Source organism: Kineococcus gurbantunggutensis, from assembly GCF_050871925.1.
Lineage (GTDB): Bacteria > Actinomycetota > Actinomycetes > Actinomycetales > Kineococcaceae > Kineococcus.
This window is the reverse complement of sequence record NZ_JBJLSG010000059.1, coordinates 14,120-27,403: the sequence shown is the minus strand read 5'-3', so window position 1 is coordinate 27,403 and position 13,284 is coordinate 14,120. Positions and strand designations below refer to the sequence as shown.

Annotated in this window: 14 protein-coding genes and 1 other RNA gene; 6 read left to right on the top strand and 9 right to left on the bottom strand. The window is 75.4% G+C overall.

All coding sequences use genetic code 11. The annotated features are described in order from the left end of the window. Positions 1-132: 132 nt before the first annotated feature. The 7 genes from ACRYR7_RS12810 to ACRYR7_RS12780 form a co-directional block, all read right to left on the bottom strand. Positions 133-1,317: a DUF475 domain-containing protein gene (locus tag ACRYR7_RS12810; RefSeq protein ID WP_432572482.1), complete on the bottom strand. Its 1,185-nt coding sequence runs from the start codon at positions 1,315-1,317 to the stop codon at positions 133-135. Between the two features lie 147 nt (positions 1,318-1,464). Beyond that, on the bottom strand, positions 1,465-2,040 hold the full coding sequence (locus tag ACRYR7_RS12805) for a TerD family protein (RefSeq protein ID WP_432572481.1): 576 nt from the start codon (positions 2,038-2,040) through the stop codon (positions 1,465-1,467). Positions 2,041-2,142: 102 nt separating this feature from the next. Further along, on the bottom strand, positions 2,143-2,934 hold the full coding sequence (locus ACRYR7_RS12800) for an AIM24 family protein (RefSeq protein ID WP_432572480.1): 792 nt from the start codon (positions 2,932-2,934) through the stop codon (positions 2,143-2,145). Between the two features lie 55 nt (positions 2,935-2,989). Next, positions 2,990-4,036, bottom strand: a complete 1,047-nt coding sequence (locus ACRYR7_RS12795; RefSeq protein WP_432572479.1) for a hypothetical protein — start codon at positions 4,034-4,036, stop codon at positions 2,990-2,992. A gap of 9 nt (positions 4,037-4,045) precedes the next feature. Further along, positions 4,046-4,930: a hypothetical protein gene (locus ACRYR7_RS12790; protein ID WP_432572478.1), complete on the bottom strand. Its 885-nt coding sequence runs from the start codon at positions 4,928-4,930 to the stop codon at positions 4,046-4,048. A 5-nt stretch (positions 4,931-4,935) separates the two neighbouring features. Beyond that, positions 4,936-6,201 carry a toxic anion resistance protein gene (locus tag ACRYR7_RS12785; protein WP_432572486.1) on the bottom strand — a complete coding sequence of 422 codons (1,266 nt, stop codon included), beginning with the start codon at positions 6,199-6,201 and terminating at the stop codon, positions 4,936-4,938. A gap of 158 nt (positions 6,202-6,359) precedes the next feature. After that, positions 6,360-6,545 carry a hypothetical protein gene (locus tag ACRYR7_RS12780; protein WP_432572477.1) on the bottom strand — a complete coding sequence of 62 codons (186 nt, stop codon included), beginning with the start codon at positions 6,543-6,545 and terminating at the stop codon, positions 6,360-6,362. Positions 6,546-6,598: 53 nt separating this feature from the next. Between ACRYR7_RS12780 and map the strand changes: the two genes are divergently transcribed. The 5 genes from map to ACRYR7_RS12755 all read left to right on the top strand — a co-directional run bounded on the left by map (position 6,599) and on the right by ACRYR7_RS12755 (position 10,421). Next, positions 6,599-7,489, top strand: a complete 891-nt coding sequence (gene map / locus ACRYR7_RS12775; RefSeq protein WP_432572476.1) for a type I methionyl aminopeptidase — start codon at positions 6,599-6,601, stop codon at positions 7,487-7,489. Between the two features lie 100 nt (positions 7,490-7,589). Beyond that, the gene (locus ACRYR7_RS12770) at positions 7,590-7,781 is read left to right on the top strand and encodes a PspC domain-containing protein (protein WP_432572485.1); all 192 of its coding nucleotides are present in this window, start codon (positions 7,590-7,592) and stop codon (positions 7,779-7,781) included. 117 nt (positions 7,782-7,898) lie between these two features. Further along, a complete protein-coding gene (gene ppgK / locus ACRYR7_RS12765; RefSeq protein ID WP_432572484.1) occupies positions 7,899-8,681 on the top strand; it encodes a polyphosphate--glucose phosphotransferase in 783 nt (260 codons plus the stop codon). Between the two features lie 123 nt (positions 8,682-8,804). After that, complete coding sequence (locus ACRYR7_RS12760) at positions 8,805-9,800, top strand: LLM class F420-dependent oxidoreductase (RefSeq protein ID WP_432572483.1); 996 nt, start codon at positions 8,805-8,807, stop codon at positions 9,798-9,800. Between the two features lie 48 nt (positions 9,801-9,848). Further along, positions 9,849-10,421 carry a DUF6083 domain-containing protein gene (locus ACRYR7_RS12755; RefSeq protein WP_432572475.1) on the top strand — a complete coding sequence of 191 codons (573 nt, stop codon included), beginning with the start codon at positions 9,849-9,851 and terminating at the stop codon, positions 10,419-10,421. A gap of 59 nt (positions 10,422-10,480) precedes the next feature. Here the strand turns inward: ACRYR7_RS12755 and ACRYR7_RS12750 are convergent, their stop codons facing one another. Further along, positions 10,481-11,845 (bottom strand): CARDB domain-containing protein, encoded by a 1,365-nt coding sequence (locus ACRYR7_RS12750; RefSeq protein ID WP_432572474.1) that lies wholly within the window; start codon positions 11,843-11,845, stop codon positions 10,481-10,483. 181 nt (positions 11,846-12,026) lie between these two features. Next, an RNA gene (gene rnpB, locus ACRYR7_RS12745) (RNase P RNA component class A) lies at positions 12,027-12,414 on the bottom strand. A 65-nt stretch (positions 12,415-12,479) separates the two neighbouring features. Between rnpB and ACRYR7_RS12740 the strand changes: the two genes are divergently transcribed. After that, complete coding sequence (locus ACRYR7_RS12740; RefSeq protein ID WP_432572473.1) at positions 12,480-13,223, top strand: YaaA family protein; 744 nt, start codon at positions 12,480-12,482, stop codon at positions 13,221-13,223. Positions 13,224-13,284 lie beyond the last annotated feature (61 nt).

The following is a 13,284-nucleotide window of genomic DNA, read 5'->3' as shown; positions in this document are numbered from 1 at the left end:
CAGAGGGTACCACCGTGTGGTGCGGGGGGGGGGGCGGCTGACCGGCCCGCGGTGGTTGCGGCGGGCGGGGGGGGCGCGCCCCGGGGCCCCGGTCCCCGTGTGTCAGTGCGTGTCGGTGCGTACCGGTGCGCGTCAGTGCGCCGGGGCGTGCGCCTCCACGTGCGCCTCCTCCGGGTGGCGGCGGTTGCGCACGATCGAGCTGACGAGGGCCGCGACGATGAAGGCCAGGCCGATGAGGCCGGTGATCACCTCGGGGATGTGCACCTCGATGCTGATGATGAGGATCACGGCCAGGGCGCCGATCGCCCAGAGCGCGCCGTTCTCCAGGTAGGGGTACTGCGCCAGCGTCCCCTCCTTGACCAGGTGCACCGTCATGGAGCGGATGTACATGGCCCCCACGCCCAGGCCGATCGCGATGATGATCGGGTCCGAGGTGATGGCGAAGGCGCCGATGACGCCGTCGAAGGAGAACGAGGCGTCCAGGACCTCCAGGTACAGGAAGAGGAAGAACGCCGCCTTGCCGGTGGCCTTGGCCACGGCGGTCGGGCCGCCGGTGCCGCGCTGGCCGGGCACGGCCGCGCCGCCGTCGGCCAGGGCACCGTCCCGGCCGCCCTGCCCGCCCTGCCCGGCGTGGGCGGCGTCCTCGTGCTCGAGGTGCTCCTCGACGTTGAACAGCTCACCCAGGCCGTTGACCAGCAGGTACGTCAGGATGCCGGCCAGGCCCGAGGCCAGGACGGTGCGGCCGTGGTCGGTGGCGAAGGTCTCCGCCGCGATGAGCAGCACCGCGCCGGCGACGACGACCTGCACCGCCTCGAGCTTGCCCACGCGCTCGCCGAGCCGCTCGACCGGCTTGAGCCAGTGGTGCTCCTTCTCGCCGAAGAGGAAGTTCAGGAACAGCATCAGCAGGAACATCCCGCCGAAGGCGGCGATGGTGGGGTGCGCCTCGTTGAGCGCGTACCCGTACGTGCCCGGCTCCTCGGGGTCGCCGCCCTCCAGCGCGAGCTGGACGGTCTCCACCGGCCCCAGGCCCGCGGTGACGCTGACCAGGATGATGGGGAAGACCAGGCGCATGCCGAAGACGGCGATGATGATGCCGACGCTGAGGAAGATCTTCTGCCAGAAGTCGCTCATCCTCTCCAGCACCGTCGCGTTCACGACGGCGTTGTCGAAGGAGAGGCTGATCTCCAGGACGCACAGGATGACGACCAGGAGCAGGGCCTGGAAGATGCCCAGGTGCGCCGAGAGTCCGTACCACGCGGCCAGCACCAGGCCCGCGATCGTCACGGCGAAGGACCAGCCGTAGGTCTTGAGGATCACGCGTCCGCTTCCTGTTCGTTCGAGCCCGCACGGCGGGAGTGACACCGCACCCTCTCAGGGCCGGGCGCGGGCGGCCAACCGCCGCGCGGGGCGCGCCCGCGCGGCGGCGGGCCCGCCGGGGCGCCCGCGCGGGGCGCCCCGGTGGTGTCAGACGCTGACGCCGAAGTCGGTGGCGATGCCGCGCAGGCCGTTGGCGTAGCCCTGGCCGACCGCGCGGAACTTCCAGTCCGCGCCGTTGCGGTACAGCTCGCCGAAGACCATCGCGGTCTCGGTCGAGGCGTCCTCGGACAGGTCGTAGCGGGCGACCTCGGTGCCGCTCTCGGCGTTGACCACGCGGATGAAGGCGTTGCGCACCTGGCCGAAGGACTGCTTGCGGGTGTCCGCGTCGTAGATGGCGACGGTGAAGACGACCTTGTCGATCTCGGCGGGGATCAGGGACAGGTCGACGTTGATCTTCTCGTCGTCGCCGTCGCCCTCGCCGGTGCGGTTGTCGCCGGTGTGCTCCACGGAGCCCTCCGGGGACTTCAGCTGGTTGAAGAAGACGAAGAAGCCGTCGTTCGGGACCTTGCCGTTCTGCCCGACCATGATGGCCTGGGCGTCGAGGTCGAAGTCCGAGCCGGTGAAGCTGTTCGCGTCCCAGCCGAGCCCGATGACGGCCCGGGTCATGCCCGGCGCCTCCTTGGTGAGGGAGACGTTGCCGCCCTTGCTGAGGCTGACGCCCATGGTGTGCGCTCCGTTTCGTCGGTCGTCCGTGTCTCGTGCGGGTGGTGCCCGCTCCCCGATCAACGTGCGCGGGGGGCGAGGTGGTTCCGCCCGGTGCGGTGCTCAGCCCCGGGAGCCGGAGAAGAGGCCGCCGATGGCCCCCAGGCCCTGCTGGTCGGGCTTGGCGGCGTTCTTGGCCAGGGCCCTGGCGAAGCCCTCGATGGTCACCGACTGCAGGATGACGCGCCCGTTGCCGCGCAGGGTGGCCAGGGTCAGGCCCTCGCCGCCGAAGACGGCGCTCATGATGCCCTGCCGGTTCAGCCGGCCCACCGTCTCCACGCTGTACTGCACGCGGTCGTCCCAGGCGACGATGCAGCCGGTGTCCACGCGCACGGTGCCGCCGTAGTCGGCGGGGTTGAGGTCGATGAAGTCCCCCGCGCCGGCGATGAGCAGCGAGCCGCGCCCGGAGAACTTCTCGAGGATGAACCCCTCCCCGCCCATGAGGCCCTGCCCCAGGCCGGAGAAGGCGATGTCGAAGCGCACGCCGGCCTCGGCGGCCACGAAGGCGTCCTTCTCGGCGAACCAGGTGGTCGAGCCGTCCAGCTCGATGTGGCGCATCTCCCCGGGCAGGACCCCGGCCAGGCCGAGCAGGCCGTCCCCGCCGGGGGTGGAGAAGTGCTGGAAGGCGAAGGACTCCCCCGCCAGCACCCGCTTGCCGGCGCCGACGGCGCCGCGCAGCAGCCCGCCCAGGCCCCCCTCGGACTTCTCGCCCGGCGCGGACAGCTTCGTCTCCACGGCCACGTCGCCGGAGGAGAAGAGGAACTTGCCCGCCTCCGCGTACACCACCTGCCCAGGTCGCAGGGTGACGACGGCCATCTGCGTGGTCGTCCCGACCAGCTGCACGTCGAGGGTCACGGTGCGCTCCTCCCGCTCGGGGTGCCGGTGCTCGCGCGCTGGCGCGCCGGCGTGGTCACAGGTCCAGCTCGCTGGGCCGGAACTTCGACTCCAGGAAGCGGCTCTGCTGCTGCTGGCGCTCCAGGTCGGCGTCGTGGACGGCGTCGCGCAGGCGGCGGCAGCCCTCCAGCAGCAGGTGCAGCTGGTTGCGCAGCTCCTCGGCCGGGGTGGTGCCGGCGGCCGTGCGGTGCTCGCGGGCGTAGTCCGCCGGCAGCGCCAGGAAGTCGTCCACGGTGCGCGGCAGGTGCTCGGTCGCCAGGGTCTCCAGGTCGTGGCGCACCCGCGGGTCGGCCCCGCGCTCGGCCACCCGCAGCAGCAGCGGGCCGAGCTGGTCGGCGACCTCGTGCACGAGCACGACGTCGGGCCGCTCGAAGCGGCCGCTGGTGTCGACGCGGTGCACGGTGGCCAGCAGGGCGCGCTCGGCGTCGGTCACCGGGGGCACCGCGCCGGAGGCGTGCTGCTCGGTGAACGGCCGCGGCGGGGCGGCCGGCAGCGGCGCGGCGCCGACGGGGCGCGGGGCCGCGCCGCGCCCGCCGGTCAGGGCGGGCGGGCCGCCGGCGGCCTCGGCCCGCAGGGCGCGCATCTCGCGCTTGCGCCGTCGGCGCAGCTCCTTCTTGTGCGCCTCGTAGGCGCCGTTGGCGCCGATCCAGGCGAACATCAGCAGCATGCCGATCGGCCACCACAGGGCGTAGCCGACGATCCAGAGGCCCATCCAGCCGAAGCGGACCGCCTGCAGGACCGGGTCGGGCACGAACCCGACCTTCGGCAGCGTCGCGCCCAGCGGGGTCAGGCGGGACTCGTCGATGCCCAGGGCCTCGATCTCGCGGGCCTCGTCGTCCTCGGGGGCGCGGCGCGCCGGGTGCGCGCCGTGCAGCTCGTTGCGCGCGGGCGGCGAGGGCGGGCGCGGGCGGTACGGCGCCGGCGGCGGGGTGGAGCGCGCGGGCGGGGCGGCGCCGGGCGGGGGCCCGGCACCGAAGGGCGGGGGCGGGCCGGCGGTCGGGCCGGGCTGCTCGCGCGGCCGCTCGGGCACCTGCTCCCCGCCCCTGCCGAGGTCGACTCCCACCACGGCCTCCTACAGGTCCAGGTCCGAGCGGCGGAACTTCGCGTCCAGGAAGCGGCCCTGCTCGCTGAGCAGGCGCGCGTCGTGGTCGTACACGGCCTGCTGCAGCTCCCGGGCGCCCTCCAGCAGCAGCCCGAGCTGGCCGACGAGCTCCTCGGCGGGCGTGGTGCCCGAGGGGCCGCGGTGGTGCAGCGCGTAGTCCTCGGGCAGGTCCAGGTAGCGCTCCAGCGCCTGCGGCAGGTACTCGGTGACGATGGCCTCGAGGTTGTGCAGCTCCTCGACCTGCGCGCCGCGGCGCTCGACGTGGGCGAGCACCGGCGTGAGGACGTCCTCGACCTCGCGCACCGCGGGCACGGCGCCGTCGGGCAGGCGCCCGCCGGCGCGGTTGGCGCGCTGCACGGTCTCGCGCAGGCGCGCGCGCAGCGCCTGCACGGGGTCGGCCGGGGCCGCCGGCACGGCCGGTGCGGGCGGCGCCTGCTCCAGCGCCTCGTGCTCGCCGGTGAAGGCCGCCTTGATGCGCAACCAGCGCGAGTTCGCCATGACCGAGTGCACCAGCCCCAGACCCCAGGTGCCGAGCGCCAGCAGCACGCCCAGCACGTTCGCGGACAGCGTCTCCCCCAGCAGCAGCCCGAAGGCCGCCCCGAACGAGGCGAGGTACCCCGCGGCCGCGGCGACCCAGGCGGGCCGGCGACCCCGCAGCCCCATGTAGAGGAAGGCCAGCCACGGCAGCCCGACGGCGGGCACGGCCAGCCACCAGGAGTTCGCCGCGCGCCAGGTGCGGCTGCGCAGGCGCCGGGAGACGACCTCGGGCGGCGCGGTGGCGCGCACCGCCCGCCGCGGGACCACCTCGCCGCCGCGGGAGCGCGCCCGCAGGGCGCGCGGTGCCCGCTCGGCCACCCCGCTCACCGCCCCGGCCCCGGCAGCGCCGGGCCGGCGCCGCCGTCCTCGCCCTTGCGCGCGCGCTCCAGGTACGAGCGCGAGCGGTGCACCTGGCCCTCCAGGGCGTCGACGGTGGAAGCCATGCTCTGCACCGCCTGCTGCTTGAAGGTGTCGATGGCGTCCATCGTGGCGAAGACGTTGTCGAACGCCTTCTGCAGCGTGGCGACGTCCACCGTGGCGGTGGAGGCCTGCTGGTGGATCTGCGCCGTCTGCTGCTTGAGCATCTCCGACGTCGACAGGATCATCTGGTTCGTCGTGGTGTTCAGGGCGTTGATCTGGTCCAGCACGAGCTTCTGGTTCGCCAGCGCCTGCGCGACGACGACGGCGGTGCGCAGCGCGGCGACGGTGGTCGTCTGCGCGCGGTCCACGCCCTTGATGAGCTCGAGGTTGTTCTTGCGCACCAGGTCCAGCGCCAGGTAGCCCTGCACGCTGACGGCGAGCTGGGTCAGCAGGTCCTGGTGGCGCTGGCGGATCGGGAAGAGCGCGTCGGAGGTCAGCGCCTCGGCCGCGCGCGGGTCGGTGACCCGCAGCTCCTCGACCTTGGCGACGGTCGCCTCGTCCAGCGCCTTGGCCAGCGTGGCGTACTCGGTGAGCTTGCCCATCGTGGTCCACAGGTGCTGCTTCTCGGACTCGATGGAGGCGTTGTCCCGGCGCAGCTCGTCCTGGCCGCTGGCCAGGGCCTTGATGATGGCGTCGAGCTGGGACTGCGCGTCCTGGTAGCGCTCGAAGTAGCGCTGGACCTTGTTGCCCATCGGGATGATGCCCAGGACCTTCTTCACGCCCTTGAGGTCCGCACGCCCGGGGTCGAGCTCGGTGACGGTGCGGCGCAGGTCCAGCAGGGTGCCGGCGACCTTCACCTGCGCGTCCGCGCCGGGCCCGGAGGCCTTCTGCCCCTTGGCCCCGGCCAGCGAGGACGCCGGGCGCTCCAGCATGCGGTTGGACACCTGCGCGGAGGCGCGCACCTCCTGCTCGCCCATGCGCGTGATGTCGTCCACGCGCTTCTGGAAGGCGGGGCTGCGCGGGTCCTGGGCGGCCAGGTCGGCGACGAAGGCCTGCGCCTTGCGCCCCAGCTCGGCGCGGGTGGCCTCGTCGAGCGGGATCATGCTCTCGGCCTGCTCCTCGGCGACGACCGGGACCGGGGCCGGGGGCGTCAGCTGCAGGTCGCTCGCGGCCGGTGCCGGCGCCGCGGGCGGCGTCAGCGGCTTGCTCAGGTCCAGCGACTCCGACATCAGGCGGTTCCCCTCGTCCTCGACTGCTGCCACGCCCGGCTCATCCTAGGAGCCCCGGTGGAGCAACGATCGTGCCCGCGCACGAGTGCCCGCGGCATCCACCCCACGACGGACCCGGGCGTGCTCCCGCCGGTGGGCGCGGCCCGGGACCGGGTGCGTCACCAGTCGTCCTCCTCCTCGTCCCTGAGGTCCTCCGCCTCGGTGCGGGCCCGGGCGAGCTCGGGGGCGCGCTGCGCCTCCTCGCGGGTGGCGTAGGGGCCCAGCAGGTACTTGGCGGGGCCGCGGTGCTCGTCGTCCAGCACCTCGCCGGTGCGGGTGTCGTAGAAGAACGGTCCAGCGCTCACCGCGCCATCCTCGCCCCTGCGGCCCGCTCGCGCACGCGACCTAGGATCGTGCCATGAGCACCGGCACCGCCAGCCCCCGCAGCACCGCCCCCCTGGGCGACCTGGTCCCCGGCACGGTGGGCCCGCGGCGGCCGGTGCCGGCCTCGATCCCGCGGCCGGAGTACGTCGACAGGCCCGCCCCGGCCCCCTACACCGGCCCGCACGTCCTGGACCCCGAGACGGTCGAGCGCGTGCGGCGCGCCGGGCGGCTGGCCGCGCGCGCCATGGCGGAGGCCGCCTCCCGCATCGCGCCGGGCGTCACCACCGACGAGCTGGACCGGGTCTGCCACGAGTACCTCTGCGACCACGGCGCCTACCCCTCCACCCTGGGGTACCGGGGCTTCCCCAAGTCGCTGTGCTCCAGCGTCAACGAGGTGATCTGCCACGGCATCCCCGACTCCACGGTGCTGCGCGAGGGCGACCTCGTGAACCTCGACGTGACCGCCTACCTGGACGGGGTGCACGGCGACAACAACGCCACCTACCTGTGCGGGGAGGTGGACGAGGAGTCCCGGCTGCTGGTGGAGCGCACCCGCGAGGCCACCCGCCGCGGCATCGCGGCGGTCGCCCCGGGCCGGGCGATCAACGTCGTCGGCCGCGTCATCGAGGCCTACGCCCGGCGCTTCGGCTACGGCGTGGTGCGCGACTTCACCGGCCACGGCGTGGGGCCGGCGTTCCACTCCGGCCTGGTGGTGCCGCACTACGACGCCGCCCCCGCGCACGACACCGTCATGGAGCCGGGCATGGTCTTCACGATCGAGCCGATGCTCACCCTGGGCACCCACGAGTGGGACATGTGGGAGGACGGCTGGACGGTCGTCACCAGGGACCGCCGCCGCACCGCCCAGTTCGAGCACACGCTCGTGGTCACCGAGACCGGCGCGGACGTCCTCACCCTGCCCTGACGCCCCTCCCCGACGCGCCGCCGGCGCGGGCACGCGCGGCACCCCCCGCTCGTTGCACCGGCGTCCGTCGGAACGAGGGGAGGAGAACCCCGTGAACACCCTGGTCCGTCCCGCCCGCGGCAAGGTCCTCGCCGGCGTGTGCGCCGGTCTCGGCCGCCGCTTCGGCGTGTCCGCCAACCTGGTGCGCCTGCTGTTCGTGCTCTCGTGCGTCCTGCCCGGCACCCAGGTGGTCGCCTACCTGGTGCTGTGGGTGCTGATGCCCAAGGAGGGTTCGGCGCGCGCCGTGCGCTGAGGCGCGCGCCCCGCGGACGGCGCGGCGGGCGGCGCGGCGCGCGCCGTCCGCGAGACGCGGCGCCCGCCGTTGCCTAGGCTCAGCGGCGTGAGCACCCCCACGGCGTCCAGCAGCGGCTTGCCCGAGACCTCCTCCCCGGCCCGGCCGGCCCTGGCCCTGGGGGTGGACATCGGCGGTTCCGGCATCAAGGCGGCCCCCGTGGACCTGCTCGCCGGCGAGTTCCGCGCCGAGCGGGTGCGCCTGGCCACGCCGCAGCCGGCGACGCCCGCGGCCGTCGCGCCCGTGGTGGCCCAGGTCCTCGCCGGCTTCACCGACGTGCCCGCCGACGCGCCCGTCGGCATCACCTTCCCCGCGGTCGTGCAGCACGGCATCACCCGCACCGCCGCCAACGTCGACCCCTCGTGGATCGGCACGGACGCCGAGGCGCTGTTCTCCGACGCCCTGGGCCGGGAGGTCCAGGTCGTCAACGACGCCGACGCGGCCGGCTACGCCGAGGCGGCCTTCGGGGCGGCCAAGGGCGTCAAGGGCGTGGTGGTCGTCACCACGCTGGGCACCGGCATCGGCAGCGCGATCATCGTGGACGGCAAGCTCGTGCCGAACACCGAGCTGGGGCACCTGGAGATCGGCGGGCACGACGCCGAGAAGAAGGCCGCGGACTCCGCGCGCGAGCGCCACGACCTGTCGTGGCAGCAGTGGGCCAAGCGCCTGCAGCGGTACTACTCGCACCTGGAGGACCTGCTGTGGCCGGACCTCATCGTCGTCGGCGGCGGCGTCAGCAAGAAGCACGAGAAGTTCCTGCCGCTGCTGGACCTGCGCACCCCGATCGTGCCCGCCGGGCTGCTCAACGACGCCGGCATCATCGGCGCCGCCTCGCTGGCCGCGGCGCGCCGCCGCGGCTGAACCCGGCCGGCCGCGGCCGGGTCCGGTGGAGCCCCACCGGGACGGCGGGGTCCGACCGGGGCGGCGCGGCGGTGGCCCCGGGCACCGGCCGGGCGCTAGGGTCGCGCCGTGAGCGACGCGACGCTGCGGTTCGGACTCTTCGTCCCCCAGGGCTGGAAGCACGACCTGACGGAACTGCCCCCCGCCGAGCACTGGGCGGCGATGCGCTCCCTGGCCCGGCGCGCCGACGCCGGGGACGTGTGGGAGTCGATCTGGGTCTTCGACCACTTCCACACGGTCCCCGAGCCCACCGAGGAGGCCACCCACGAGGCGTGGACGCTCATGGCCGCCTTCGCGGCGACCACCGAGCGGGTCCGGCTGGGGCAGATGTGCACGTGCATGAGCTACCGCAACCCCGCCTACCTGGCCAAGGTCGCCGCCACGGTGGACGTGGTCTCCGGCGGCCGGGTCGAGATGGGCATCGGCGCCGGCTGGTACGAGCACGAGTGGCGCGCCTACGGCTACGGGTTCCCCTCCGCCGGTGAGCGCCTGGCCCGCCTGGACGAGGGCGTGCAGATCATGTCGCAGCTGTGGCGCGAGGGCATGTCCACCTTCCGCGGCGAGCACTACACCACCGACGGGGCGATCTCGCGCCCGCTGCCCCTGCAGCAGGGCGGCATCCCGATGTGGATCGCCGGCGGCGGGGAGCGCAAGACGCTGCGCACCGCGGCCAAGTACGCGCAGTACACCAACTTCGACGGCACGCTCGAGGGCTTCACGCACAAGTCCCGGGTGCTGGAGGAGCACTGCCGCGAGGTGGGCACCGACTTCGGCTCCATCGTGCGCAGCGCCAACTACAACGTCGTCGTCGGCCGCGACGAGCGGGAGGTCGCCGAGCGCCTGGCCGCGCGGCGCGCGCTGCTGGAGCGGCACGTCGGCGCCGAGGCCGCCGAGCGCGAGATGGGCTCCACCGCCCCGCACCTGCCGGGCGTGGGCACCCCCGAGCAGATCGTGGAGAAGCTGCGCCCGCTCGTGCGGGCGGGCATGACGTACCCGATCGCCTACTTCGCCGAGGCGGCCACCGACACCAGCGGCGTGGAGCTCTTCGAGCGCGAGGTCGTGCCCGCCCTGCGCGGCTGAGGCGGGGCGGGTGGCGGTGGTGTCGGCGGCGACGGGCATGCTGGCGGGGTGAGCCAGCAGCAGGTGCCGGACGCCCCGCGCGCCGAGTCCGTCTGCGCGTTCTGCGGCGGGCTGGAGGACGTCCACCCGCAGGAGCGCCTCGGCGTCGTGGTGAGCGTGTGCGCGGGCTGCACCGCCCGGTTCAGCGCCGCGCGCGCCCCGCGGGTGCCCGCGGCGCCGGAACCCGCAGCGCCGGCGGGGCTGCCGCCGACGCTGGGCCAGCAGTCCAGCGAGGTGCTGCGGCACGTCGCGCGCATGGCGCAGCGCGCCGCCGCCCGCCCCTTCACCGAGGAGGAGTGCGCGCGCTGCGGCGCCACCGTGCACAGCTACCGCGCCGGCCGCGGCGGTGGGCGGGTGCAGCTGGCGAAGGACGCGGTGCTGGCCACCTCGATCCCGGTGCCGGACCGCTGGCGGGTGCGCGACGGCGGCGCCGAGCCCGCCGGGGACGACCCCGACCAGGTCGGTGCCCGCGTGCTGCACGCGCCGGTGTGCGGCGCGGCCCCGGAGCCGGCCAACGCGCGGCTGCGGCAGGCGTGGCTCGCCAACCGCGACGGGGCGGGCGACGGCGCGCCGGTGCCCTGAACACGGCTCCGGCGCCCCGTCCCGGTGCGGGAGGGGGCGCCGGAGGGGCGGTGCGCCGGTCAGACCGGGGTGCGCACGCGGTGGACGGCCAGGGAGGCCACGATCGGGTTGTCGACGATGCTCGTGGCGTCGACGGTGACCGCCCCGTCGGTGACGTCCACGAAGGCCTCGACGACGGCGACGCCGTCGCGGCCCACCTCGGCGGCCAGGTCCAGCCGCTCGCGCACCTGCACGCCCTCCACGGTCAGCCCGAACACCCGCTGCCCGGGCCGCGACCACGTGGGCTCGGCCAGCAGCAGCTGGACGCGGTAGCGGCCCTGGCCGGCGGCGCCGGCGGGCACGGGCAGGGAGTAGCGGCTCCAGCCCCAGCGGGAGGTGGCCAGGTCCCCGGTCAGCGCACCGCCGGTCGCCGTGAACGGCTGCCCGCCGGTGTAGCCGGTGTCGGAGGCGGAGCCGGCGTCGACGACGGCGGTCGGCGTGCCGGCCACCATCCCCGCGTCCTCGAGGGGGGCGCCGTCGGCGCAGCGCAGCCACCACCGGGTGACCGGGCCGTGGACGCCGTCGGCGCTGGTGCCGCTGGAGCTGCTGATCACGGCGTTCTCGCAGGTGCCGGTGTGCGCGGACTCCACGGGCGCCCTTCCCGGCGGGGTGGCCACGACGCTGAAGGTGCTGGTGCGCAGGTCGCCGCGCACGGAGCACGCGCTGGGCACGCTCTGGGGCAGGACCACCGAGGACGCGGTGGTCGTCACGCGCGTGAGGTCCACGGGCCGGGAGCAGTAGGCGCCGTCGCCGGCCGCCGGGTGCTCGAGCACCGTGTACGTGGTGCCGGCCGGCTGCCCGGCGGGCACGCTCCAGGACACCCGCACGCCGCGGTCGTGGGTGGCGCGGTACCGCGCGGGGTCGGCCGCGGCCCTCGCGGTGACCCCGGTGACGGCCCGGGCGGTGGACCGCGCGACCGCCACCTCCTGCTCCAGGACGTTGTTGCGCTCGTCGGCCTCGCGGACGCGGTCCACGTCGTCCACCCAGGCGCGCACGGAGTGCCGGCCGGGCGTCACCGCCCACGTGCGCGCACCGGTGGGGCCGGCGGTGGCGCGCACGGTGATCGACTCCCCCGGCGCGATGCCCGCGGTCGTGTCGTCGGACCAGGTGACCACCCGCCCGTCCACCACGAACGCCACGCCGACGACCTGCCCCGGCTCCTTGGCGGCCCGGCCGACGTTGCGCACCGTCGCCTCGAACAGGACCTGCGACCCCTGCATGTAGGAACCCAGCGCCGGTGACACGCCGGTCACCACCAGGTCCGGCAGCGCGGGCGCCGCGACGGCCGGAGCAGCACCGGCCCCGGCACCCAGCATGCCCAGCACCGCCGCGGCTCCGGCCAGGCGCCCGACCCCCCGGGCGCTGCGGGACGACTTCGTGCCCATCTCGTTCTCCCCCCACGACCTCTCCGGGCCCCCCGCCCGGCGACATCAAAAAGTACACGCAGAGTGACCAGCGCGGGACGGAATTGGGCCTTTCGGGTGGTGCGGGCGCGAGCGGTGCTCGGGCCCGCACCGCACGACCGCCGCGGGAGGACCACCGCGGGGCGCCGTGCCCGGGGCGGGGTGGACGAGCCGGCCTGTAAGCCGGATCCTGTGCCCGGCGGGGGTCCGAGGACCCCCGCCGGCGGCGGCCATCCCTCTCGGGCGTGCGTCGCCGCACGCCTCCAGCGACCTACCCGGCAGCTCGGGCGGGCCGCCCTCGAACGCTGCCTGTCTGGTCTTGCTCCGGGTGGGGTTTGCCGAGCCGCACCGGTCACCCGGTGCGCTGGTGGTCTCTTGCACCACCGTTTCACCCTTACCGCCCCGGCTCGCGCCGGGGAGGCGGTCTGCTTTCTGTGGCACTGTCCCGCGGGTCACCCCGGGTGGGCGTTACCCACCACCCTGCCCTGTGGAGTCCGGACTTTCCTCGGCGGCCCGGTCGCCCGGGCCGACGCGACCGCCCGGCCGACTCGTCCACGACGAGGGTACCGCCACCCGGCGGCGCCGCGGCACGCGCGCGCCCCTAGGCTGCCCCCTCGTGCTCGTGCTGCTGCCCCCTTCGGAGTCGAAGTGGGCGGGACCGCCGCGCGGGGCACCGGTGGACCTGGGCTCGCTGTCCTCGCCGGGGCTGACCCCGGCGCGCGAGCGGGTCCTGGACGCCCTGGTGGACCTCTCCGCGCGCCCCGACGCCCCCGCGCTGCTGGGGGCGGGGGCGAGCCTGGCGCAGGTGGTGCGCGCCAACACGACGCTGCGCACCCGCCCGGCCGCACCGGCCGCGCGCGTCTACACCGGTGTGCTGCACGACGCGCTGGACCTGCCGTCCCTGCCGGCCGCCGCGGCGCGGCGGGTCCTGGTGGTCTCCGCCCTGTGGGGCGTGCTCGGCCCGCGCGACCGGGTGCCCGGCTACCGCCTGTCGATGGGCACCGACCTGCCGGGGGTGGGGCCGCTGGCGGCGTTCTGGCGCCCGCACCTGGCCGAGGCGCTGCGGCCGTCGGGCCTGGTGGTCGACTGCCGCTCCGCCGCGTACGCCGCGGCGTGGGTGCCGGACGCGGACACGGCCGGGCGCACGGTGGCCGTGCGGGTGCTGCGCGGCGGGCGGGTCGTCTCGCACGCCGCCAAGCACACCCGCGGCCTGCTGGCCCGGCACCTGCTGACCCGGGCCGGCCGCCCGCCGCGCACGCCCGCCGCGCTGCTCGACGCGACCGTCGAGGCGTTCGGGGCGGAGCTGCTCGAGCCGGCCCGGCGCGGGGCGCCGTGGACGCTGGAGGTCGAGGCCCCGTGAGCGCCCCCGTGAGCTCCCCCGTGAGCGCCCCGGGGAGCGCTGCGGGGCGGCGCCGCGCGGG

Excerpts from the sequence above, each read along its gene's own strand:
- ACRYR7_RS12750 (WP_432572474.1), bottom strand. The coding sequence starts at position 11,845 with ATGGGCACGAAGTCGTCCCGCAGCGCCCGGGGGGTCGGGCGCCTGGCC.
- map (WP_432572476.1), top strand. The coding sequence starts at position 6,599 with ATGAGCACCGGCACCGCCAGCCCCCGCAGCACCGCCCCCCTGGGCGAC.
- ACRYR7_RS12805 (WP_432572481.1), bottom strand. The coding sequence starts at position 2,040 with ATGGGCGTCAGCCTCAGCAAGGGCGGCAACGTCTCCCTCACCAAGGAG.
- ACRYR7_RS12785 (WP_432572486.1), bottom strand. The coding sequence starts at position 6,201 with ATGTCGGAGTCGCTGGACCTGAGCAAGCCGCTGACGCCGCCCGCGGCG.